Below are 21,291 nucleotides of genomic sequence, written 5' to 3'. Positions count from 1 at the left end.
TTCGTTCGGCATATCGAACGCGAGGATCGGTTGAGCAATTCTGAGCAGGCGCCGGCGCCCGAGGCGGGGACGCCCCGCCCCAAGACCCTTTCAGCCAATGGAAAACCGCATGGCAAGACGGTCGTCTTCCCGGCCGGGCAGGCGCTCGGCACCGATGGCGGCGGCCGCATCGCGCCGCTGGCGATCGGCTACGAGACCTATGGCGAACTGAACGCCGACCGCTCCAACGCCATCCTGCTCTGCCACGCCTTGACCGGCGACCAATATGCGGCGGGCGTCAATCCTGTCACGGGCAAGCCCGGCTGGTGGGACGCCATGGTCGGTCCCGGCAAGCCCTTCGACACGGACAAATATTTCCTCATCTGCTCCAATGTCGTTGGCGGTTGCATGGGCACGACCGGCCCCTCCTCCCTCAATCCCGCGACCGGCAAGCCCTATGGTCTCGACTTCCCCGTCGTCACCATTCGCGACATGGTGCGGGCGCAGGCCATGCTCGTCGATCACCTCGGCATCGACACGCTGTTCTGCGTCGCGGGCGGCTCCATGGGCGGCATGCAGGTGCTGCAATGGGCCGCGAGCTATCCCGAGCGCGTCTTCGCCGCCATGCCCATCGCGACCGCCGCCAAGCACTCTGCGCAAAATATCGGTTTCAACGAAGTCGGCCGGCAGGCGGTGATGGCGGATCCCGACTGGCGCGCGGGGCGCTATCTCGAACAGGGCGTGCGTCCCGAAAAGGGCCTCGCCGTGGCGCGCATGTCGGCCCATATCACCTATCTCTCGGAGGCCGCGCTTCAGCGCAAATTCGGCCGCAAGCTGCAGGACCGTTCGGCGCCGACCTTCTCCTTCGACGCCGATTTCCAGATCGAGAACTATCTGCGCTATCAGGGCGTCGCCTTTGTCGAGCGTTTCGACGCGAACTCCTATCTCTTCGTGACGCGCGCCTGCGACTATTTCGATCTCGCGGCCGATTATGGCGGCTCGCTCGCCAAGGCTTTCAAGGACACGAAGACGCGCTTTTGCGTCGTCTCCTTCACTTCCGACTGGCTCTATCCGACCTCCGACTCGCGCGCGGTCGTCCATGCGCTCAATGCGGGCGGCGCTTCGGTTTCCTTCGTCGAGATCGAATCGGACAAGGGCCATGACGCCTTTCTCCTGCACGAACCCATGTTCATCGCGACGACGCGCGGCTTTCTCGAAGCAGCCGCCGCGGCGCGCGGATTGAGGGGCCGCGCATGACGAAAAGCGGAACGAACCGCCTCGATCACCTGCTGATCGCAGACATGGTGGAAACAGGCGCGCGCGTCCTCGACGTGGGCTGCGGCGACGGCGCCTTGCTGCAACTCCTCGCCGAAGCCAAAAGCGTCGACGGGCGCGGGGTCGAACTGTCGCAGCGGGGCGTGAACGAATGCGTCGCCAAGGGGCTTTCCGTCATTCAGGGCGACGCCGATACGGATCTCTCCGACTATCCCGACGACGGCTTCGATTATGTGATCCTCTCGCAGACCTTGCAGGCGACGCGCCAGCCGCGCGAAGCGCTGCAAAACATGCTGCGCATCGGCCGGCGCGCCATCGTCTCCTTTCCCAATTTCGGCTATTGGCGCGTGCGCGCGCAGCTCGCCTTTCGCGGCCGCATGCCGGTGACCGGCAATCTCGCCTATAGCTGGCACGACACGCCCAACATCCATCTCTGCACGATCCGCGACTTCGTCGAACTCGTCGACGCGCTCGACGCCCATATCGAACGCGGCGTCGCGCTCGATCACGCGGGCGCGCCGATCCGCGTCAACGCGCCCTGGTGGGTCTGGAATCTCCTTGGCGAGCAGGCGGTCTTCCTTCTCGCGCGCGACGGCGCCGCAAGCCCGCGTTCGAGTTGACGCGCGGGCGCCGCATCGGCGCCCGCGTTTCGGCCGTGAAGGATCATGCGACGGTTTGTCCCGCGCGCTCGCCTTTCGCGGCGCGCGCATTCGCGTTAGCCTCCAGTAATTCCATCGGATGAGCCCCATTGCATTTGAGCTGGCGGCGCCGGGAGAAAACAAGCTTCGAGACGAAACGAGGCCGCGCGAGGAATTCGCCGGAACGGGAGACGCAGGCGTGGCGACACAGACGGACATCGCACTGAGCCTCGCCGAGCCGCGTAAAGGTCGCGGCAATCGTCGCGGCGCGCGCGCCGCCGTCGTCGAGCCGCCGTCCCTGCGCGACCTCCGTCTCTTCGCCAATGTCGACAACGAGACGCTCACGCGGCTGACGCTTGAGGCGAAGGTCGAGACCTTCGACGACGGCGCGGTCATCTTCCGGCAAGGCGATCCCGTGAGCGCGGTGATCGTCATCCTGCGCGGCTTCGTGAAGATCCTGCGCATCGCCTCCTGCGGCGACGAGACTCTCGTCGGCATCAGCTCCGACGGCGAGACGGTGGGCGAGGCGCCCGCCAGCCCCAACGAGACCTGCCGCGTGTCGGCCGAGGCCATCGGCCCGACTTCCGTCCTGAAGATTCCGGCCGCGCGCTTCGCCCGGCTGATGAAGGAGTCTCCCTCGCTCTGCATGGCGGTGATGCAGGATGGAAAGGAAAAGGTCGCGGCGCTGATCTCGGAAATCGAGTCGCTCAAGGCGCAGAACGCGGATCAGCGCCTCGCGAATTTCATTCTGTCGCTATGCCCGCCGGGCGAGGAGCAATGCCGCTTCCGCCTACCCTATGACAAGCGCCTCATCGCGGCCCGGCTCGGCGTGAAGCAGGAGACGCTCTCGCGCGCCTTCGCGAAGCTGCGCGAGCATGGCGTGCGAACGGAGACGCGCGACGTTCTCGTCGAAAGCGTCTCGCGCCTCGCGGACCAGTGCGACCAGCTCGGCCGACAGGGGCGGCTCCCCTCGGAGCGGGCCAATCCGGCCAGCCGGGAAGACGCCGCGTAAGGCCAGGAACGTCCCTCATTGTCGCGACGGCGGCGCGCGGCTAGGCTGCGGGCGTTCTCTCGCCGATCGCAGGAGGCGCCCATGGCGTCACGCAAGCCTTTTCTCGCCCTCGCATTTTCTCTCTGCTGTCTCTCGCCGCAATCCGCCGTCGCCGGCAATGCGACCGGCTCAGCCGCGCTCGCGCTCGCCGCGATCGCCGGCGAATCCTCCCCCTTCGTCCCCCTTCAGGACAAGCGGCTGCTCGCCGCCTGGCTCAACGGCGCCGCCGACGCGCCCTATTCGAAGGGCAAGCGCATTGCGGTGAAGGCCGACGCCATCGACTGCCGCGCCAGCAATGTCGACATCACGTCCCATGCCTGCACGCTGACATTCGGCCCCCGCAAGATCGAGCTTTCCGGGCGCAAGGCGCATGAGCTTTACGCAACGCTGATCGAGAACGGGGTCGCCGCCGACGGCGCGGCGGGCTCGATCCACGAAGCGGTCACCGGGCTCGACTGCGAGATCGACGCCGCCGAGGTCGCCGCGAAGGCTGGCGGCGGGGCGCGCTGCGCCTACAAGCCCTAGCGGCGCGCAGGCCCTTGTCTTTCGCGCGAGGCTGATCGAAAAGAGCCCCGCGAAGACAGGAGAGAAAAAGCGTGTCGAAGGCGGCTGTGACGATTTTCGTTTGCGTGTCTTGTCGGGACTCGGCCAACCCGGAAGGGCGACCGGGCGCGGCCTTCATCGACGCGCTGCGCGCCCGTCTTGAAGAACGCAATCTCGCCTTGGCGGTCGAGCCCGTCGAGTGCATGGCCGTCTGCAAGCGGCCGGCCACCATCGCGCTGACGGGCGCCGACAAATGGACCTATGTGCTGGGCGATCTCGGGCTCGAAGCCCATCTCGACGAGGTCATCGACTCGGCGCAGCGCTTCGCGGAAAGCGAGAACGGAATCGTCGCCTGGAAGGACCGCCCGACCTGCTTCCGCAAGGGCGTCATTTCGCGTACGCCGCCGCTGCCGTAAGCCGGGACGTCATTGCTGGGAGCGGAGCGACGAAGCAATCCGGAGCCTCCGCCCCACTGGATCGCTTCGCTCGCAGTGACAGGCTTTCGGCCCTACTTCTTCTCGGCCTTGGCGCGCTCGATGCCGGCGGCGATGAGGGCGCGGGCGTCGGCGGCGTCGCCCCAGCCGGCGACCTTGGCCCATTTATTGGGCTCCAGATCCTTGTAGTGCACGAAGAAGTGCTCGATGCGCCGCCAGGTCATTTCCTGAAGGTCGGTGTAGTTCTGCACGTCCTTGTAGCGCTGGGTGAGGCGCGTCGACGGCACGGCGATGATCTTCTCGTCGCCGCCGGCCTCGTCCGTCATGCGCAGCACGCCGATCGGACGCACCGCGATCACGGCGCCGGGGGCCACGGGACGGGTGTTGGCGACGAGCACGTCGCAGGGATCGCCGTCATCCGACAGCGTGTGCGGGATGAAGCCGTAATTCCCGGGATAGCGCATCGCCGTGTAGAGGAAGCGGTCGACGAACAGCGTGCCCGAAGCCTTGTCGAGTTCGTATTTGATCGGCTCGCCGCCGAGCGGCACTTCGACGACGACATTGACTTCATGCGGCGGGTTCGCGCCGATCGGAATGGCGTCGAGACGCATTCGTTTAGCTCCGGTTTTTCGAGGAATTCTTGCGGCGCGCTCATCAAGCGCGCGCTGCGATCGCTCCATACGCGATTCGCCCGCTGACTATTCCACCAAACAATGGCGGACTCTAGGGCGTCGCCATTTGGCGGTTAACGCTTTTCGACTTCCGGGCTCGCGACCGCCGTCGCGGCCCGCTCGGCCGCCGCCTGCATGTCCTCCTGCGCGAGCGGCCCGACGAGCACGAAGGCGAAGCCGGCCGCCCGCCACTCGATCGCCGTGACGCCCTGCCCGGCGCGCGGCTCCTGCGGCGCGCCCGCGGCGTCCGCGCGCTCGAAATAGAGCCCGATCCGGGCGCCGTCGGCGCGCTCGTAGATCAGCAGCCCCGCCGGCGCCGCGACGCCCGGCGCGACGCGCCCGCCGATCAGCCGCAGGCCGAGATCGGCGAGGTCGGGGGGCCGCGAGAAGCCGACCCGCTCGGTGAGCCAGGCGACGAGCTCGCCCCGGCGGGAAATGTCGATCTCGACGGGACGGGCGTCGTAGGCGTAGGTGGCGTAGGTCAGCCCCGCCCGCCCGGCGTAGCTCTGGGTCAGCGACGCGGCGACCGGCGGATGCGGCGCCTCGCCCCTGCCCGCCAGAACCAGCGCGCCAAGCCCCGCGACGGCGGCGCCGGCGAGAAGCGTCAGCATGGTGGAGAGGAGCGCCTGCTTGCGGCGATTGGCGCGAAGCTGGTCGAGCCGCTGGGCGGGACGCGAGGCGCCCGGACGCCCCCAATGGATGGCCCCGGTCTCGATCGGTCCCTGGGCGGGCCCCGGCGCGCGGGTCGCGGCGTCCTTCAGCGAGAGCGGCAGCATTTCGAGGGCGACGGGCTCGAAAGCCGCGCGCAGGGCGGCGTTCTGCCGCCGCCAGCCCTCGACGAGCGCCGCGTCCTCGGGATGCGTGAGTAGATGGTCCTCGACCTGGCGGCGACGCTCCGCGTCCAGCTCGCCGTCGACGAGGGCGTGAAGATCGGCTTCCTCCATGACGCTCCCGGCCGTCACGGCGCGCCTATTTCACGACGCGAAGATGCGCCGCGACGCGGCGGACGCCCTCGGCGCCGGCGGCCGGCCGCAGGCTTTCGACCCGCAGCGCCGCGCGGGCCCGCATGAGCCGGGCGAGCAGCGTCTCGCGCGGCGCGCCCACGATGCGCGCGGCCGCCTCGTAGCCGAAGCCTTCCAGCGAGACGAGCAGCAGGGCCGCGCGATCCTCGAAAGGCAGCTCGGCGAGGCCATGCACGACGGGCGGATGACGGGGCGCGGGGCGGCCCGCGTCGACGAGGCGCTTGGCGGCCATGGCGGTCAGGGCGACATAGGCCTCGATGCGCGCCTCGGCGGGGTCGGCGGGCTTCAATTCCTTGGCGCGGATGCGGGCGGCGACGCTCTGCAAGGCGCTTTGCACGAGTTCGTCCGAGAGCGCATGACCGGCGCCGGCGCAAAGCGCCCGCGAATAGCGGCGCAACGCGGGAGCGATTCCGCCCAGCCCTTCCAGGATGTCGGCTTTCTTGCCCATACTTCGCCCATTCAGAAAGGCTTGGCCATTAGTGGCGTTTCCTATCGCATGATAGGTCAAACGGCCGCAAATGGCCATAAGGCGCATATTGGCATTTTTGCTTAGGCCATTGGTGGAGCGCAAGGCCGCGCCCAGGGTTTCCTTTGCACAAAAACCGCGCTAAAGGGCGCCTCACAAATCTTTACGCTTTAGAAATGGACGCCCCGATGACCGAGACCGCCTCGCCCGCCGCTCCTTTCGCCGGAATCCTCGCCGGGAAGAAGGGCCTCATCCTGGGCGTCGCCAATAACCGCTCGATCGCCTGGGGCATCGCCAAGGCCTGCGCGCAGGCCGGGGCGGAACTCGCGCTGACCTATCAGGTCGAGGCGCTGGAGAAGCGCGTGCGCCCGCTCGCCGCCGAGCTCGGCGCCACCGTCGTCGGCCGCTGCGACGTCGCCGAAACCGAGACGATCGACGCCGTCTTCGCGGAAGTCGAGAAGCTCTGGGGCAAGATCGATTTCGTGGTCCACTGCCTCGCTTATTCCGACAAGGACCAGCTCGACGGCCGCTATGTCGACACGACGCTCGACAACTTCCTGATGTCGATGAACATCTCCTGCTACAGCTTCACGGCCATCGCCCAGCGCGCCGAGAAGCTGATGCCGGAAGGGGGTTCGCTCTTGACCCTCTCCTATTACGGCGCCGAGAAGTGGATGCCGCATTACAACGTCATGGGCGTCGCCAAGGCCGGCCTCGAAGCCTCGGTGCGCTATCTCGCCGCCGATCTCGGCGTGAAGAACATCCGCGTCAACGCCATCTCCGCCGGCCCGATCAAGACCATGGCGGCCTCCGGCATCGGCGACTTCCGCTACATTCTGCGCTGGAACGAATACAACTCGCCTTTGCGCCGCGTCGTGACGATCGAGGAAGTGGGCGAGTCCGCCGTTTATCTCCTCTCCCCCATGTCGCGCGGCGTCTCCGGCGAAATCCTGCATGTCGACGCGGGCTATCATGTCGTCGGCATGATGAATCCGAGCGCCGCGCCGAAGATGGCGGATTTGTTGGCGCTGTTGCCGCAGGAGAAGTGATCACCCCTTCCAGGGGTTGAGCACGGGAACGCGCGCGCGCTCGAATTCAGAAGCGTCGCGCGTGACGACGGTCAAACCATGCTGTAACGCCGTCGCGGCGATGATCAGGTCCGGCTGCGAAAACGTATGCCGGGCCTTGCGGCCCTCCTCGACGAGGAGGCGCCATTTGAACATCACGTCTTCCGTCACCTCCAGTACCCGCTGCTCGAACATCGGGCGCACCTTGTGGGCGAGCCAGTCATTGAGTTCGGCGCGCCGGCCGGGGTCGTCCACGCATTCAATGCCGAAGCGGATTTCCGCGAGCGTGACTGCGCTGACGTAAAGAAGGCCCAGCGGCTTCTCCGCGACGAAAGCAACGACTTTCGGCTCGGGCCTCGGACGGCGCAGCTCGGAAAGCACATTGGTGTCGAGAAGCCAGCCCGTCACAGATCAATGCCACGCACCGGCATGGACGCGCGTTTCGGCTCGATCTCGACGTCCCGATAAGGCGACGCCTGCAGAGCGTCGATCAGCGCCGCGCCCGTGCGCTCGCCCTTGAGGCGGTTGAATTCCTCCACCGACACCACCACGACCTCGTCGCGCCCATGTACGGAGACGCGCTGCGGCCCTTCGCTGCGCACACGCCGCACCAGCTCGCTGAAGCGGGCCTTGGCGTCCTGGAGTTGCCAGCTTCCGAGAGCGGGAGAAGAAGGGGGAGAGGCTTTGGTTTTTTTGGTCATACTGACTAGAATAGCATCGTCGCCGCAGCGTTCAAAGGCGAAGCGGCGAGTTATCGCCGCGCAGCTCGCCACGGACATAAAGAGAAGCAGGGCGTCACCAAGCGCGCATGGCAGGGAAAATGGAAGCGAGCCGCGCCCATCGACCTAGTGCGAGCGGCAGGTTGTCGGCCGTCAATTGCGGCCTGAGTTAGTTTGATGCGCTTCGGCAATTTGCATCGCTCGCTTTCTTCGACGCGGTATTGCTCCCTCTGGACGTGCCGGGGGCTCTTTGAAATTCATGACACTGGCGTCGGGGCAAACTGAGAAAGGCAAACTCGCGTAATAAGAACAATCATGCAGCCAGAGGTAGACCTGCATAACGAGCCAAGCGTCCTCAAGTGCCCCGTGAGTGTTCCCTAGCCTAGAAAGCCCGAGCTTCCGGCAAACATTATCAAGAGAGGAGCTGCCACCGACGCCCAAGCCTCTGTAACGTTGCATGGTGCAATACGTCGGGGTTGCGACGTCAGGCATCCCACAGCGGCTGAATTCCCTATTTATGAATTGAAGATCGAACATCACGTTATGAGCAACCAATAGATCTGATGAGTCGATGAGAGACCGTAATTTATCGGCGTGCTCAACGAACCTATCTTGGTGCCTTAATATCCAGTCATCGTAACCATGCACTTCCTCTGCCTTCGGCGCCGACTTTTTTTCCGGGTCGAAAATCAGGTGCTGGATTGAAGCATCTAGGAGGTTTTCCTGAAGCGAGCGAGTTTGAAGATGTATTAGTCCAATACTGACAACCCGATCGGAGCTGGACAAGCCGGTTGTCTCCACATCCACAAATGCTATCCGCTCGGGAATATTTGATAACCAATCGTGGACGTGCGAGGAGGCGCATTGTCGAAACAAAGTGACAAGGCCGTCATCGCCACCAGCATCCAATGACGGCCTGTATTCATTCTTCTTGAATAAGTCCGTTAAGCCACCATTAGTCGCCTGTGTGGAGGGCAGCGAGCCTTCAGACGGGCGAGAGACCGAGCGAAATAGACGGCTTAGCCATCTGAACATTCAAATCTCCAATTTCTAGAATAAAAATTAGGACCGTTTCTTGCTCCAGGATCGAGATTGGATCCATCTCGAACGCGTGGCTAACTGCCAGCCGGAACCATTGATGAGAGGGCAATTCAAAACCTACAAATCGGACCAATTGCCCCCTCACACCCCCTCCGGCCGCCCCACCATCGTCACCAGCAGGCCGCCATCCCCCAGCAGCTTCTTCGCCGCGCGCTTGCAGTCTTCCAGACCCACGGCGGCGATCTTGCCGTTGCGCTCGTCGAGATAGCTGGGCTCGAAGCCGTCCTGCTGCAGATGGACGAGCTGGCTCGCAATCTTGGTCGAGGTGTCGAAGCGCAGCGCGTAGGAGCCGATGAGGAATTTCTTGGCCTTGTCGAGTTCGTCCTCGGTCGGGCCTTCGTCCGCGAAGCGGCGGACTTCCTCTTCGATGATGCGGAGCGCCTCGCCCGCGCGCTCGTTCTTGGTCGCGGCGGCGCCGAGCAGCATCGGGCACTGGTCATATTCGTTGAGCTGCGAATAGACGCTATAGGCCATGCCGCGCTTCTCGCGCACTTCCCTAAAGAGGCGCGCGGTGAAGGTGCCGCCGCCGAGAATGTGGTTCGCGACGACGACCGCGAAATAATCGGGATCGCGCTTCGTCACCCCCGGACGGCCGAAGCGGATCGTCGTCTGCGGAATGTCGAGCGTCACCATGTGGCGCGAGCCGACGCCGGCGAGCGTGATCGGCGCGACGGGCGCAAGGTCGTTCTGCGTGGCGAGCGCCCCGAAGGTCGCGTCGAGATGGTCGGAGAGCGTCTTGGCGTCGATGGCGCCGACGACGGCGATCTTGAGGTCCTTCCTGGCGAACAGCCGCTCGCGCATCGCGACGAGATCGGGCCACGAGATCGTCTCGATCGTCGCGAGCTCGCCGCGCACCGGTCGGCCATAGGGATGATCCGGAAAGGCCGCTTCGCGGAAGGCCTTGGAGGCCATGGCGTCCGGCTCGTTCTGATCGCGCTTCAGTTCCGCGACGAGCTGGCTGCGGACGCGGGCGACGTCGGCGTCCGAAAGATGCGCGTCGACAAGCGCGAGCTTCAACAGCTCGAAAGCCTTGGCGGTGTTCTTCGAGAGCGTCTGCAGATGGCCGGACACCGAGTCGCGGTCCGCGCCGAAGCCGATATGGATGGCGAGGTCCTCGACCGCCCGGTGGAAGCCGCGCGCGTCATAGGGACCGGCGCCTTCGTCGAGCAGGCCCGACAGCAGCGTCACGACGCCGGGCTTGTCGAAGGGGTCCTGAGCGGCGCCGCCGCGCATCGAGAACTCCAGCGCGACGAGCGGCACGGCGTAGCTCTCCACGAGCCAGGCGGTGACGCCGCCGGGCGTGACGATCTTCTGCACATGCTCGGCGCGTGAGGCGACGGTGACGGCGGGGGCGTGGGCGGTCATGCGGCAATCCAAAAAAGAGAAGGGCCGGCGCGCGAGAGCGCCGGCCGGAACAGGCTCAGGCGTCTTCCGTCTCGGCCGGCAGCAGGAAGCCGGTCACCGAACGGCGCTTGTCGAGCCATTTTTTCGCGGCGGCGGTCACGTCTGCGGCGGTCACCGCCTCCATGCGCGCCGGCCAGGCCTGCACGTCCTCGATGGTGAGGCCCGTCGCCAGCGCCTCGCCATACCAGCGGGCGAGCGAGGCTTGGCTGTCCTGCGCATAGACGGCGTCGGCGACGAGCCGCGTCTTGGCGCGGGAAAGATGGGCCTCGTCCACCGGATGCTCGATGAAGCGCTTGATCACCCGGTCGATCGCCTGATCCAGATCTTCGAGCGCCACGCCCGGCGCGGGGGTGGCGTAAACCCAGAGCCGCGTGTCGTCGACGGCGGAGCCGAGATAATAGGCGCCGGCGCCGACGGCGTATTTCTCCTCGACGACCAGCGTCTCGTAGAGCGCGCTGGTCGCGCCGCCGCCGAGCATGTAGGTCAGCGCCTCCAGCGCCTCGGCCTCGCCGGGCGCGGCCGTCCTGTAGGAGGGCACGAGGAAGACGCGCTCATGCGCCGGCTGCTCGACCTTCTCGTCCGAAAGCGAGACGAGGCGATGCGCGCGATGCGGCGGCTCCTTGGTGCGGTTGCGGCGCGGCGGCTCGGCGCGGGCCGGGACCTTGCCATAGGTTTCCTTGGCGAGCGCCACCACCTCGTCGGCCTCGACGTCGCCGGCGACGACGAGGATCGCGTTCTCGGGCGTGTAGAAGCGGCTGTAATAGTTGAGCGCGTCCTCGCGATCGAGGGTCTCGATCTCGTGGTTCCAGCCGATGATCGGCGTTCCATAGGGGTGATGCGCGAACAGCGCCGCCTGCACCGCCTCGTCGAGCTGGGACGACGGATCGTTGTCAGTGCGCATGCGGCGCTCTTCCAGCACCACGTCGCGCTCGGGCGTCACGACCTCGTCGGTGAGGACGAGATTGCTCATGCGGTCGGCCTCGAAGCCCATCAGCGTGCCGAGATGCTCCTTGCCGATGCGCTGGAAATAGGCCGTGTAGTCGTAGCTGGTGAAGGCGTTCTCCTGGCCGCCGAGCTCGGCGACGAGGTTGGAGAACTCGCCCTGCGGATGGTTCTTGGTGCCCTTGAACATCAGATGTTCGAGAAAATGGGCGATGCCGGACTTGCCGAGCGGATCGTCGGCCGAGCCGTTCTTGTACCAGATCATGTGCGTGACGACGGGCGTGCGGCTGTCGGGGATGACCACGACCTCGAGACCGTTGTCGAGCTTGCAATTGGAGATATTGGCGCTGGCGCGCGCCGAGTCGCCGGCCGCGCCCGGGGTGAGCGAGACGGTCGGCGACGCAGGCGAAGACGACATGAATGGGCCTTTCTGGCGGTCAAGGCCGCCCGAAGCGGGAAAACCTGTTCCCCAATATAGGCCCAAAAAGTCTAGTTGTCAGAGCCTCTGAGGAAAGTCGGCATCATGCCCGAGAAGAGCCCGCCGCCGCTGCTTGCCGTTCGCTGCTGCTGCGCGGGCGCCGTCCCGGCGGTCTGGGCCACGGGATCGCTATCATTGCCGCCGCCCACATAGCTCAGGGGGTTCCACCAGGAGGTCGACTTTTTCGCGTCGGCGTCGCGGACCTTGGAGAGGTCGGTGGTGGGGCGGCGATAGCCCGACGGCGGCTCGGTGAGCATGCGGCGGGTGGGTTCGTCCAGCACGGGCGCGTTGGAGCGCGCCCCCGCATTGAGCGCCCTCTGGAGGAAGCCCGGCTCGTCGTCCGTGCCGGGCGCATAATCCGGCTTGGGGCCACGGATACGCTCGAGCAGGCCCTTCTTCTCCTCCTCCGGCGCGTTCGCGACCTTGGCGTAACGGTCGGTGTTGCGCCGGCGGGCGGCCGCGATGTCGCTCGGCCAGCCGTCGGGCCGGCCAGCCTTCTCCTGCGGGGTCGGCAGATCGCCCGCCCGCGGCGGCAGCACCAGCTTGGGACGCTCGCTATAGTCGATCTTGTCGGCGCTCGGATCGGACGAATAGCCGAGAAGTTCGCCGACCGAGCTGATCGTCGACTTGTCGTCATAGGCCTGAGCCGACGCGCCCATAAGGGCCGCGAGGCCAACGACGGCGCCGAGCGCGCGGCGCCAAGACCGTGCAAGCTTCATATTCAAACTCCTTGCCCGAATGCCGCGCGCTGCGCGCGCGGGCCCTACCCTGCTCGTCAAGCGCGCACCATGTGCGCGACTTGTTGGCGATTTAGTGGCGCCGGCGCTTACGCGGCCTTCTCGGGCGGCGGGTCGGCCGCGAAAAAGCTCTCGTAGAGCAAAAGCGCCACACCCGCCGTTATGGCGACGTCGGCGACGTTGAAGACGTAATTGGCCAGCGGCCCCACCGGCAGCGTCGTGTGAAGATAAAAGAAATCCGCGACCGCGCCCCGGGTCAGCCGGTCCGCGGCGTTGCCGAGCGCGCCGCCGATCACGAGGCCCACGGCGAGGGTGGTCAGCCGATTCGGCGCCCGCCACATCCACCAGGAGAGCCCCGCGACGATGACCGCCTGCCCGGCGATGGCGTTCCGTCCCCTGCACGACCGCGTCGTGGTCAAGCGCATCGAAGGCGAAGAGAAGACCAAGGGCGGCATCATCATCCCGGACACCGCCAAGGAAAAGCCCCAGGGGGAAGTGGTCGCTGTCGGCCCCGGCGCGCGCGACGAAGAAAGCGGCAAGCTCGTTCCCCTCGACGTCAAGGCCGGCGACCGCGTGCTGTTCGGCAAGTGGTCGGGCACCGAGGTCAAGATCGACGGCGAAGACCTTCTGATCATGAAGGAGAGCGACATTCTGGGCGTTCTCTCGGCACCCGCCAAGTCCAAGGCCGCCGCTTAGTTCGTTCCCCCCCATTCGCAAAACTTAGGAGTTACTCAACATGGCAGCCAAAGACGTCCGTTTCTCCACCGACGCGCGCGACCGCATGCTGCGCGGCGTCGATATTCTCGCCAACGCCGTGAAGGTCACGCTCGGCCCCAAGGGCCGCAACGTCGTGATCGAGAAGTCGTTCGGCGCGCCGCGCATCACCAAGGACGGCGTGACCGTCGCCAAGGAAATCGAGCTCCGACAAGTTCGAGAACATGGGCGCGCAGATGGTCCGTGAAGTCGCCTCCAAGACAGAACGACCTCGCCGGCGACGGCACCACGACCGCGACCGTTCTCGCCCAGGCGATCGTTCGCGAAGGCGCGAAGTCGGTTGCCGCCGGCTCGAACCCGATGGACCTGAAGCGCGGCATCGACCTCGCGGTCGAGGCGATCGTCGGCGACCTCAAGAAGAACTCGAAGAAGGTCACCTCCGAACGACGAAATCGCCCAGGTCGGCACCATTTCGGCCAATGGCGACACCTTCATCGGCAAGAAATCGCCAAGGCGATGCAGAAGGTCGGCAATGAGGGCGTGATCACGGTCGAGGAGGCCAAGAGCCTCGACACCGAGACCGACATCGTCGAAGGCATGCAGTTCGATCGCGGCTATCTGTCGCCTTACTTCATCACCAACGCCGAGAAGATGATCGCCGAGCTCGACGACGCCTACATTCTCATCCACGAGAAGAAGCTGTCGACGCTGCAGGCGCTGCTGCCGATCCTCGAAGCCGTCGTCCAGACCGGCAAGCCGCTGCTCATCATCGCCGAAGACGTCGAGGGCGAGGCGCTGGCCACGCTCGTCGTCAACAAGCTGCGCGGCGGCCTGAAGATCGCGGCCGTCAAGGCTCCGGGCTTCGGCGATCGCCGCAAGGCCATGCTCGAAGACATCGCCATCCTCACGGGCGGCAGATGATCGCCGAAGACCTCGGCATCAAGCTCGAGAACGTCACGCTCAACATGCTCGGCCGCGCCAAGCGCGTGCGATCGACAAGGAGAACACCACGATCATCGATGGTACGCCGGTAAGAAGAAGGACATCGAGGCCGCGCAAGCAGATCAAGGCGCAGATCGAGGAGACGACCTCCGACTACGACCGTGAGAAGCTGCAGGAGCGTCTCGCCAAGCTCGCGGGCGGCGTCGCGGTGATCCGCGTCGGCGGCGCGACGGAAGTCGAAGTGAAGGAGAAGAAGGATCGCGTCGACGACGCGCTCAACGCCACCCGCGCGGCGGTCGAGGAAGGCATCGTCGCCGGGCGGCGGCGTCGCGCTGCTGCGCGCCATCAAGGCGCTGGACGGCGTGAAGACCGAGAATGGCGACCAGAAGACCGGCATCGAGATCGTGCGCAAGGCGATCCAGGCTCCGGCCCGTCAGATCGTCGACGAACGCCGGCGGCGACGGCGCGGTGGTCGTCGGCAAGCTGCTCGAAGCCACGGACTACGGCTACGGCTTCGACGCCCAGAAGGGCGAGTATGGCGATCTCGTGAAGCTCGGCATCATCGACCCGACCAAGGTCGTGCGCACCGCGCTGCAGGATGCGGCCTCGATCGCCGGCCTCGTGATCACGACGGAAGCCATGATCGCTGACGTGCCGAAGAAGGACGCTGGCCACTCGCTCCGCAAAAAACGCCGGATGCTCCAAGGGCGGCGGCGGCATGGGCGGCATGGGGATTCTTGCATCGTTGATGATGCTACCTATGAAGACTTGGACGAGTCTGCGATTGGAGCTTATAGACGCGCGCGAGCGGAATTTAACAGACTAGCAGAAGAGCTTACTTGGACAGATGAGGATATGCTCTACGCCCTAGGTGCTATAAAGCGATCAAATGATGCTCTAAAAATTACAGTGACTGGTCTGGTTATGTTTGGAAAGCAGCCCGCGTTGCGCCGATTATTCCCAAGCCATCGGGTGGATTACATAAGAATACCGGGCAATAATTGGGTCTCTGACCCCGACAGGGTTTTTGAGTCTGTTGATATGCGCGGCCCGATCCTTACACTCCTCCCGCGCGTGATTGCGGCAATAATAGACGATCTTCCTAAAGCGTTTGGCATAGACGAAAATGGCTCGGGTCAGCGAACCGAACTTCCAGTCATCCCCTACAGGGTAATACGCGAGGCGGTTGTAAATTCACTTATGCATCGCAGCTACCAAATAGCTCAACCAATTCAGATTGTTCGATACTCAAACAGGATCGAAATTAAAAACCCTGGATACTCTCTGAAGTCTCAGGAGCGGTTCGACGAACCGGGGTCCCTTATCCGCAATCCTCATATTGCGGAGATACTCCACGAAACTCGCTTCGCAGAAACAAAGGGAAGTGGGATCCGAGTGATGCGCAAATATATGGCGAACAGCGGATTGTCATCTCCAACTTTTGACTCGGATCGAGACAATGATGAATTTAGAGCTATATTTCTACTGCATCACTTCTTGAACGAAAACGATTGGGAGTGGCTGTCACATTTTAAGGCAATGGACTTAACGGAAGACCAAATGAGAGCGCTCATCTTCATGCGTGAGGTGGGCGCGATTGATAATTCGACCTACAGGAGCCTGACGCAGTCTGACACCCTTGGAGCGAGCAAAAGCCTAAGGCAACTTAGGTCGCTGAACCTCATCTCAGATAGAGGTAGCGGAGCGCGAACTTACTACGTCCCTGGCCCTGCTTTTCCCGCCCCGGGAACCTTAAACATAGATGTTAGCATGGATGCTAGCGCACATAAGATATATGGCAAAAGCGGCGATCGTCTAGCTTCAACATCCGAACTACCGCCAGAGCTTAGGCTTCGCTTACAGGCAATCGGGAAGAGGTTAGAGCCAGAAAAGGCTAGGGACCTTATTATTGACTTGTGTAAGTGGCGTCCTCTGTCAGCGGAAGAAATCGCCTCTTTTCTTAAAAAGACAACGTCCTATGTCTCACAGAAATACCTTTACGGGATGGTCCGCGAAGGGAAGCTGATTTATCTATACCCTGAAATGGTCAAGCATCCGGGACAAAAATACAGGGCCGCAGGCAGTGGGAACGAAAAGCAAGCCTGAGCCCCCCCCTTTACTTTGACCGCTATTCCCCCTCGGACCCGTCCATCATCTTCAACGCGCGCATGCTCGTATGGCCGTGCCGCGTCAGGATGATGTGGTCGTCGACCGTGATGCCCAGGGTCCGCGCGGCCTCGACGATCTGCTGCGTCTTGAGAATATCCTGGAAGGACGGCATGGCGTTTCCGGACGGATGATTATGGGCGAGGATGATGGAGGAGGCCGAAAGCTCCAGCGCGCGCTTCATGATCTCGCGCACATAGACCGGCGCATGATCGACCGTTCCCTCCTGCATCACCTCGTCGCAAATGATGTGGCGCGAGCGATCCAGAAAGATGACGCGCAGCTGCTCACGAGTCTTATAGGCCTGGGCGACTCGCAGATAGGAGACGATCGCGCTCTCCGACGTGAATTGGACCGGCTCGCGCGTCGGCCGCAGCGCACATTGGATCGACAGCCGCACCGTTTCGAAAAGCATCAGGTGCCGTTCGTCGACGCCCTCAACCGTCGCCGCGACCTGCGGCGACAGAAACATCGTCGACAACGAACCAAAGCGGGCCATCAGCGCGGCGGCGTCTCGCGCGGCGACGTCCGGCATGACGATCCGGCACAACAGAAACTGCAGGATGTCCTCTTCGACGGCCGCGCGCCTTATGTCGTCCGTTCCCGCCAGACAGGCGGCGACGTCCTCGCGCAGACGCGCGAGCCGCGCCAACGCCAGATCCCGGGTTACGAAACGGGGATCTTCCGCGAGGCGGGAGAAATCCTCGCGCGCGGCCCTTGCCGGCAGCGGCGAGATCGCGCCGACGAAGCAGCGCGCCACCCCGCCGCCGTCATAGTGCGGCTTGCCGAACGCGGCGAACCAGGAAGCGCCGCCATCGGCGCATGTGCGCCTGAATTCGAGATAGAGCGTTGACCCGGCCGCGAGCGCGCGGGTGAAGGCGGCCCGCCCCTTGTCGACGTCGCCCGGATGGACGAGGCGCAGAAAGCCCTCGATCGTGGGCTCTATGCTTTCGACGCCGAGCATCGCCGCCGCCTCAGGCGACCAGGCGAGCGCGTCACTGTCGAAGTCCCAGGCCCAGAGCCCGCATTTGGACGCCTGGACCGCGAATTCCAGCGCCTCCACCCGAGTGTCGGGGTCGTCGAGCGGGCTGGAAGCCGCCTCTATCCGTTTTGTCTTCGCCATATCGCGGATCGCCCCGGAGAGTCGCAACGCGCGCGCCGCGGGTTGCAAAAGGAAATGTCCCGAAAAAGCCCGGCGAAGCCAGAGCGCAAAAACGTATTTTTTCTCAACCCGTCAGAAGCAATGCCGGAAATCAACGGGACGCGGTCATCAGAAACGACAGACCACAATTGTCAAGCTGAAGAATTCGCCAAACAGAAGCGGAATTTTCTTTCGCCGATGCGAAATCCAAGGACGGATCGAGGTCGCGTTCACCTGAAAAACGCTTTGGCGCGCCGCGAGTCCGGCGCATTGTGCGGGAGCGACGAAAGCGCGCGGATGCAAGGCGTTGCGCCATTTACGGCCGTCGGTTAGCATCAAGCGCATGCGCGGCGGGTCTGTTCGCGCGTCAAACCAAGATCTGGGAGCATTCCGATGGCGAGCAATCGCGGGTCGGCGTCGACTGACGTTGACTGGTCCGAACACGTAAAGACCTATAACGGCTTCCTCTGGCTGTTGAAATTCTCGGCGGCGGCCTCGGCCATCACGCTGGCCGCTCTCTACTTCCTCTTCGCGCGGTAAGAAGAACCAAGCCCCTCACGCCAAGCCGTCAGGGGCCACCATGACGGCGACGGTTTTCGCTTTTCAAGCAACCGGAGTTCGTCATGCGCATTGCCGTATTGGCTGAAACGGACAAAGCCGAGCCGCGAGTCGCGGCGACGCCCGAAACCGTCAAGAAGTTAATCAGTCTCGGCGCCGAGGTCGCGGTTCAGTCCGGAGCCGGCGCCGGGTCTCAGATTTCCGACGCCGATTACGCCGCCGCCGGCGCGAAGATCGGCCCCGACGCCGCGACGACGCTCGCGGGAGCCGACATTGCGCTGCGCGTGCGCCGCCCCTCGGCGGCCGAGCTTGCCGGGGCCAAGCAAAACCTCGCCCTCATCTGCATCATGGACCCGTTCGGGAACGCGGCGGCGCTGGCCGATCTCGCCAGGACGGGCGCGACAGCCTTCGCCATGGAGTTCATGCCGCGCATCACCCGCGCGCAATCCATGGACGTCCTCTCCTCGCAGGCCAATCTCGCGGGTTATCGCGCGGTGATCGAGGCGGCGGCCGAATATGGCCGCTCCTTCCCGATGATGATGACCGCCGCCGGCACGGTGCCCGCCGCCAAGGTCTTCATCATGGGCGTCGGCGTCGCGGGCCTGCAGGCGATCGCACGGCGCGCCGCCTCGGCGCATCGTGACGGCGACCGACGTGCGTCCGGCGACGAAGGAGCAGGTGGAGTCGCTCGGCGCGAAATTTCTCGCGGTCGAGAACGAAGAGTTCAAGCAGGCGCAGACCGCCGGCGGCTACGCCAAGGAGATGTCGAAGGAATATCAGGCCGCGCAGGCGGAGCTCACCGCGAGCCACATCGCCAAGCAGGACGTGGTCATCACCACCGCGCTCATCCCCGGCCGGCCGGCGCCGAGACTGATCACCGCCGACATGGTGCGTTCGATGCGGGCCGGCTCGGTCATCGTCGACCTTGCGGCGGAGCGCGGCGGCAACTGCGAGCTGACGAAGCCCGGCGAAATCGCGGTCGAGAACGGCGTGAAGATTGTCGGGGCGCTCAATCTCGCCGGACGCATGGCGCCCACCGCCTCGAGCCTCTACGCCAAGAACCTGCTCGCCTTCGTCGAGACGCTGGTCTCGAAGGAGACGAAGCAGCTTGCGATCAATTGGGACGACGAGCTCGTGAAGGCCACCGCCCTCACGCGCGACGGCGCCGTCACCGACGAGCGTTTCAAATAAGCCTGAGCCAACGGCATTCTCCAACAAGGGGCGTCGAACCATGACCGACTCTACGCAGCAATTGCTCGAAAAGGCGCGGGCGGCGGCGGAGGCCGCCCGACATCTCGCGGATCAGGCGCAGCAATATTCCGAACAGATCGCACAGACCGCGGCGGCCGCCACCTCGCATGGACTCGGCGGCGGCGCGATCGACCCGATCGTCTTCCGTCTCGCCATCTTCGTGCTCGCCGTGTTCGTCGGCTATTACGTCGTCTGGTCGGTGACGCCGGCGCTGCACACGCCGCTGATGTCCGTGACCAACGCCATCTCCTCCGTCATCGTCGTCGGCGCGCTGCTGTCCGTCGGCGTCGAGGAGGCGAGCGTCACCGATACGGGCGCAGGCTGGGCGCGCTGGTTCGGCTTCATCGCGCTCATCCTCGCCTGCGTGAACATATTCGGCGGCTTCCTCGTCACCGAACGCATGCTTTCCATGTATAAAAAGAAGGGCTGACCGCCATGAGCGCGAATATCGCAGCCCTTCTCTATCTCGCCGCCGGCGTTCTGTTCATTCTCGCGCTGCGCGGCCTCTCCTCTCCGGCGACCTCGCGGAGGGCAATCGCTACGGCATGATCGGCATGGCCGTCGCCGTGGCGACGACGCTGCTTTTGCATCGCCTGAGCCCCTTGACGGCTTCGTCATGGATCATGATCGGCGCGGGCATCGGGCGGCGGCATCGGCGCAAAGACCGCGCGCGCATTCCGATGACGTCGATGCCGGAGCTCGTCGCCTTCTTCCATTCGCTCGTCGGCCTCGCCGCCGTGCTCGTCGCCGCCAGCGCCTTCTTCGCGCCGCAGGCGTTCGGCATCGGCGCGCCGGGACACATCCGGGCGGAAGCCTCTTCGAGATGTCGCTCGGCGCGGCGATCGGCGCGATCACCTTTACGGGCTCGATCATCGCCTTCTGAAGCTCTCCGAGCGAATGAGCGGCAAGCCGATCCTGCTGCCGGAGCGCCACACGATCAACATCATGCTCGGCGTCGCTGATCGGCGCTGATCTATGCGTTCGTCGCGGCGGCTCGGCATGGCTGTTCTGGCTGATCGTAGCGCTTTCGCTATTGCTCGGCGTGACTCTCATCATCCCGATCGGCGGCGCCGACATGCCGGTCGTGGTGTCGATGTTGAACTCCTATTCGGGCTGGGCGGCGGCGGGCATCGGCTTCACGCTCGGCAACGTGGCGCTCATCATCACCGGCGCGCTGGTCGGTTCCTCGGGCGCGATCCTGTCCTACATCATGTGCAAGGCGATGAACCGGCAGCTTCATCCGTCATCCGGGCGGCTTCGGCGGCGAGACGGCCGCGGCGGAGCTGCGGGCGGCGGAGACGCGCAACGTCAAGCAGGGCTCGGCCGAGGACGCCGCCTACATCATGCAAGAACGCCTCGAAGGTCATCATCGTGCCCGGCTACGGCATGGCGGTCGCGCAGGCGCAGCACGCGCTGCGCGAAATGGGGGACTGCTGAAGAAGGAGGGCGTCGAGGTCAAGTACGCGATCCATCCGGTCGCGGGCGCATGCCGGGGCATATGAACGTGTTGCTCGCCGAGGCGAATGTCCCTTATGACGAGGTCTTCGAGCTCGAGGACATCAACAGCGAGTTCGCGCAGGCCGATGTCGCCTTCGTGATCGGCGCCAATGACGTGTCAATCCGGCGGACCGGAAGATCCTCGACAAGACGGTGCTGTTCTTCGCCGATCTACGGCATGTCCCCGGTCCTCGAGTCGTCTGGAAAGCCGGAACGGTGTTTTTTAACAAGCGCTCGCTGGCGTCCGGCTATGCGGGTATCGACAACCCTGTGTTCTACCGCGACAACACGCATACCTATGATGCTGCTTCGGCAACGCCGCGGCGACGCCAAGAAGCGCCCCCGCCGTCGCGAAGGCCGAGCCGGACGACAAATTCCTGATGGACATTGCGCAGGAACTCGAAGCCCGTTTCGACATCCAGCACGCGACCATCCAGATCGAACGCGGCGAGGGCGAATGCCGCCTTGCGCCCGCGCATACCGTCTAGGCGCCGC

General features: G+C 64.6%; 21 protein-coding genes and 3 pseudogenes. 13 read left to right on the top strand and 11 right to left on the bottom strand.

Going from position 1 to position 21,291, the window contains the following annotated elements; genetic code table 11:
- The first annotated feature begins 30 nt into the window (after window positions 1-30).
- From metX to ACPFMJ_RS15600, 5 genes are all read left to right on the top strand, one after another.
- Window positions 31-1,236 (top strand): homoserine O-acetyltransferase MetX, encoded by a 1,206-nt coding sequence (gene metX / locus ACPFMJ_RS15620; protein ID WP_424360871.1) that lies wholly within the window; start codon window positions 31-33, stop codon window positions 1,234-1,236.
- Window positions 1,233-1,874 (top strand): methionine biosynthesis protein MetW, encoded by a 642-nt coding sequence (gene metW, locus ACPFMJ_RS15615; protein WP_424360870.1) that lies wholly within the window; start codon window positions 1,233-1,235, stop codon window positions 1,872-1,874. The genes metX and metW overlap by 4 nt, the downstream gene beginning before the upstream one ends.
- Before the next feature lie 217 nt (window positions 1,875-2,091).
- Window positions 2,092-2,904: a Crp/Fnr family transcriptional regulator gene (locus tag ACPFMJ_RS15610; protein WP_424360869.1), complete on the top strand. Its 813-nt coding sequence runs from the start codon at window positions 2,092-2,094 to the stop codon at window positions 2,902-2,904.
- Window positions 2,905-2,985: 81 nt separating this feature from the next.
- Window positions 2,986-3,468, top strand: a complete 483-nt coding sequence (locus tag ACPFMJ_RS15605; RefSeq protein ID WP_424360868.1) for a hypothetical protein — start codon at window positions 2,986-2,988, stop codon at window positions 3,466-3,468.
- Window positions 3,469-3,539: 71 nt separating this feature from the next.
- The gene (locus ACPFMJ_RS15600; protein WP_424360867.1) at window positions 3,540-3,902 is read left to right on the top strand and encodes a DUF1636 family protein; all 363 of its coding nucleotides are present in this window, start codon (window positions 3,540-3,542) and stop codon (window positions 3,900-3,902) included.
- Window positions 3,903-3,994: 92 nt separating this feature from the next.
- Here the strand turns inward: ACPFMJ_RS15600 and ppa are convergent, their stop codons facing one another.
- The 3 genes from ppa to ACPFMJ_RS15585 all read right to left on the bottom strand — a co-directional run bounded on the left by ppa (window position 3,995) and on the right by ACPFMJ_RS15585 (window position 6,061).
- A complete protein-coding gene (gene ppa / locus ACPFMJ_RS15595; RefSeq protein ID WP_424360866.1) occupies window positions 3,995-4,531 on the bottom strand; it encodes an inorganic diphosphatase in 537 nt (178 codons plus the stop codon).
- A 134-nt stretch (window positions 4,532-4,665) separates the two neighbouring features.
- On the bottom strand, window positions 4,666-5,553 hold the full coding sequence (locus tag ACPFMJ_RS15590) for an anti-sigma factor family protein (RefSeq protein WP_424360865.1): 888 nt from the start codon (window positions 5,551-5,553) through the stop codon (window positions 4,666-4,668).
- 7 nt (window positions 5,554-5,560) lie between these two features.
- Window positions 5,561-6,061 carry a sigma factor-like helix-turn-helix DNA-binding protein gene (locus tag ACPFMJ_RS15585; protein WP_424360864.1) on the bottom strand — a complete coding sequence of 167 codons (501 nt, stop codon included), beginning with the start codon at window positions 6,059-6,061 and terminating at the stop codon, window positions 5,561-5,563.
- A gap of 206 nt (window positions 6,062-6,267) precedes the next feature.
- Here ACPFMJ_RS15585 and fabI point away from each other — a divergent pair, with 206 nt between their 5' ends.
- Window positions 6,268-7,128: an enoyl-ACP reductase FabI gene (gene fabI / locus ACPFMJ_RS15580; protein ID WP_424360863.1), complete on the top strand. Its 861-nt coding sequence runs from the start codon at window positions 6,268-6,270 to the stop codon at window positions 7,126-7,128.
- On the opposite strand, the gene ACPFMJ_RS15575 is transcribed toward fabI, so the two are convergent.
- The 7 genes from ACPFMJ_RS15575 to ACPFMJ_RS15545 all read right to left on the bottom strand — a co-directional run bounded on the left by ACPFMJ_RS15575 (window position 7,129) and on the right by ACPFMJ_RS15545 (window position 12,946).
- The gene (locus ACPFMJ_RS15575) at window positions 7,129-7,554 is read right to left on the bottom strand and encodes a type II toxin-antitoxin system VapC family toxin (protein ID WP_424360862.1); all 426 of its coding nucleotides are present in this window, start codon (window positions 7,552-7,554) and stop codon (window positions 7,129-7,131) included.
- Window positions 7,551-7,847, bottom strand: a complete 297-nt coding sequence (locus ACPFMJ_RS15570; protein WP_424360861.1) for a type II toxin-antitoxin system prevent-host-death family antitoxin — start codon at window positions 7,845-7,847, stop codon at window positions 7,551-7,553. Before ACPFMJ_RS15570 ends, ACPFMJ_RS15575 begins: the two co-directional genes overlap by 4 nt.
- Before the next feature lie 171 nt (window positions 7,848-8,018).
- Entirely contained in the window at window positions 8,019-8,900 is an 882-nt protein-coding gene (locus tag ACPFMJ_RS15565) for an exonuclease domain-containing protein (protein WP_424360860.1), read from the bottom strand.
- 147 nt (window positions 8,901-9,047) lie between these two features.
- Window positions 9,048-10,331, bottom strand: coding sequence for a M16 family metallopeptidase (locus tag ACPFMJ_RS15560; RefSeq protein WP_424360859.1), 1,284 nt, complete (start codon window positions 10,329-10,331; stop codon window positions 9,048-9,050).
- Between the two features lie 55 nt (window positions 10,332-10,386).
- Window positions 10,387-11,730 (bottom strand): M16 family metallopeptidase, encoded by a 1,344-nt coding sequence (locus ACPFMJ_RS15555; protein ID WP_424360858.1) that lies wholly within the window; start codon window positions 11,728-11,730, stop codon window positions 10,387-10,389.
- A gap of 71 nt (window positions 11,731-11,801) precedes the next feature.
- Complete coding sequence (locus ACPFMJ_RS15550; protein WP_424360857.1) at window positions 11,802-12,509, bottom strand: hypothetical protein; 708 nt, start codon at window positions 12,507-12,509, stop codon at window positions 11,802-11,804.
- A gap of 107 nt (window positions 12,510-12,616) precedes the next feature.
- A complete protein-coding gene (locus ACPFMJ_RS15545; RefSeq protein WP_424360856.1) occupies window positions 12,617-12,946 on the bottom strand; it encodes a signal peptidase II in 330 nt (109 codons plus the stop codon).
- On the opposite strand from ACPFMJ_RS15545, the gene ACPFMJ_RS15540 reads away from it, so the two are divergent.
- The 3 genes and pseudogenes from ACPFMJ_RS15540 to ACPFMJ_RS15530 all read left to right on the top strand — a co-directional run bounded on the left by ACPFMJ_RS15540 (window position 12,909) and on the right by ACPFMJ_RS15530 (window position 16,289).
- Window positions 12,909-13,223 carry a co-chaperone GroES gene (locus tag ACPFMJ_RS15540; protein WP_424360855.1) on the top strand — a complete coding sequence of 105 codons (315 nt, stop codon included), beginning with the start codon at window positions 12,909-12,911 and terminating at the stop codon, window positions 13,221-13,223. The genes ACPFMJ_RS15545 and ACPFMJ_RS15540 overlap by 38 nt on opposite strands.
- A gap of 40 nt (window positions 13,224-13,263) precedes the next feature.
- Window positions 13,264-14,913: pseudogene (groL, locus tag ACPFMJ_RS15535) on the top strand (chaperonin GroEL); the annotation flags it as partial.
- Window positions 14,880-16,289: an ATP-binding protein gene (locus tag ACPFMJ_RS15530; RefSeq protein ID WP_424360854.1), complete on the top strand. Its 1,410-nt coding sequence runs from the start codon at window positions 14,880-14,882 to the stop codon at window positions 16,287-16,289. The pseudogene groL and the gene ACPFMJ_RS15530, both read left to right, overlap by 34 nt.
- Before the next feature lie 22 nt (window positions 16,290-16,311).
- Here ACPFMJ_RS15530 and ACPFMJ_RS15525 read toward each other — a convergent pair whose 3' ends face one another.
- Entirely contained in the window at window positions 16,312-17,472 is a 1,161-nt protein-coding gene (locus ACPFMJ_RS15525) for a JAB domain-containing protein (protein ID WP_424360853.1), read from the bottom strand.
- Window positions 17,473-17,883: 411 nt separating this feature from the next.
- Between ACPFMJ_RS15525 and ACPFMJ_RS15520 the strand changes: the two genes are divergently transcribed.
- From ACPFMJ_RS15520 to ACPFMJ_RS15505, 4 genes and pseudogenes are all read left to right on the top strand, one after another.
- Window positions 17,884-18,030, top strand: coding sequence for an aa3-type cytochrome c oxidase subunit IV (locus tag ACPFMJ_RS15520; protein ID WP_424360852.1), 147 nt, complete (start codon window positions 17,884-17,886; stop codon window positions 18,028-18,030).
- Between the two features lie 83 nt (window positions 18,031-18,113).
- Window positions 18,114-19,239: pseudogene (locus ACPFMJ_RS15515) on the top strand (Re/Si-specific NAD(P)(+) transhydrogenase subunit alpha).
- A gap of 40 nt (window positions 19,240-19,279) precedes the next feature.
- On the top strand, window positions 19,280-19,729 hold the full coding sequence (locus ACPFMJ_RS15510) for an NAD(P) transhydrogenase subunit alpha (RefSeq protein WP_424360851.1): 450 nt from the start codon (window positions 19,280-19,282) through the stop codon (window positions 19,727-19,729).
- Window positions 19,730-19,734: 5 nt separating this feature from the next.
- Window positions 19,735-21,177, top strand: a pseudogene (locus ACPFMJ_RS15505) (NAD(P)(+) transhydrogenase (Re/Si-specific) subunit beta).
- The last annotated feature ends 114 nt before the right edge of the window (window positions 21,178-21,291 follow it).

Origin of the sequence: Methylocystis parvus (assembly GCF_049675845.1) — a bacterium.
In the GTDB taxonomy this organism is placed as follows: domain Bacteria; phylum Pseudomonadota; class Alphaproteobacteria; order Rhizobiales; family Beijerinckiaceae; genus Methylocystis; species Methylocystis parvus_A.
This window is presented reverse-complemented; position numbering and strand designations above follow the sequence as displayed.